Consider the following 550-nt stretch of genomic DNA (forward strand, 5'->3'; position numbering starts at 1 on the left):
CATCCCGGTCCCGACGCATCACGGGCACGCACGCCACATCCGAGTCCTCCGCCAGCGACTCACGAGCCATCCCACTGAGCACACCGTCCGGACCCAACTCGACGAACGACGACACACCAGCGTCCAGAAGAGCCTCCACACCGGAGCCGAAACGCACCGCCTCACGGACATGCCGCACCCAGTACCCGGGTGCGCAGAGCTCCTGCGCCGAAGCGATCTCCCCGGTCACGTTCGACACGACCCCGAGAGCCGGCGTGTTGAACGTCAACCCCTCCGCCACAGCGGCGAAGTTGTCGAGCATCGGCTCCATCAACGGCGAATGGAAGGCGTGACTGACGTTCAGCCGCTTCGTCTTCACCCCACGCTCGCGCAGGGCCTCCACCACCGGCAGCACCGCGGCCTCGCTGCCCGAGAGGACCACCGCACGCGGCCCGTTCACCGCCGCAATACCGGCGTCCTGCACCCCGTCCAGGAGTTCACGCACCTCATCCTCGGTGGCCTGGACCGCCACCATCACCCCACCCGCAGGCAACACATCCATCAACCTGCC

The 550-nt window shown here is 67.6% G+C and carries 1 protein-coding gene; it reads right to left on the reverse strand.

Translation table 11 applies throughout. From position 1 onward, the window contains the following. A partial coding sequence (locus KUF83_RS10680; RefSeq protein WP_308402967.1) for an acyltransferase domain-containing protein occupies positions 1–514 on the reverse strand: 514 nt, incomplete at its 3' end. Between the last annotated feature and the right edge of the window lie 36 nt (positions 515–550).

Origin of the sequence: Streptomyces sp. BV286 (assembly GCF_019090165.1) — a bacterium.
GTDB lineage: Bacteria > Actinomycetota > Actinomycetes > Streptomycetales > Streptomycetaceae > Streptomyces.